We start from the raw sequence: 474 nt of genomic DNA, 5'->3' as shown, positions 1-474 counted from the left end.
TCGAACTTCAGGTAGGGCAGCTCTTCGAGCTTGTCGTCCGGCACAGGCAGGCCGAAGCGGTCGCGGAAGCGGCGGATGGCGTCGACGTCCATCTTCTTCTGCTGGTGCGAGATGTTCATCGCCTCGCCGGCCTGACCCATGCCGAAGCCCTTGATGGTCTTGGCCAGGATCAGCGTGGGCTGGCCCTTGTGCTCGGAGGCGGCCTTGTAGGCGGAGAAGATCTTGAACAGGTCGTGGCCGCCACGGTTCAGGTTCCACACCTGGTCGTCGGTCCAGTCGGCGACCAGGGCGCGCAGCTCGGGGGTGTTGAAGAAGTGCTCGCGCACGTAGGCGCCGTCCTTGGCCTTGAAGGTCTGATACTCGCCGTCGCACAACTCCATCATGCGCTGCTTGAGGATGCCCTTCTTGTCGCGCGCAAAGAGCGCATCCCAGGCCGTGCCCCAGATCACCTTGATGACGTTCCAGCCCGCACCG

At 63.9% G+C, this 474-nt stretch carries 1 pseudogene; it reads right to left on the bottom strand.

The features are described 5' to 3' along the window. Positions 1 to 474: pseudogene (aceE, locus tag C662_RS19615) on the bottom strand (pyruvate dehydrogenase (acetyl-transferring), homodimeric type); the annotation flags it as partial.

This window comes from Thauera sp. 28, from assembly GCF_000310145.2.
In the GTDB taxonomy this organism is placed as follows: domain Bacteria; phylum Pseudomonadota; class Gammaproteobacteria; order Burkholderiales; family Rhodocyclaceae; genus Thauera; species Thauera mechernichensis.
This window is presented reverse-complemented; position numbering and strand designations above follow the sequence as displayed.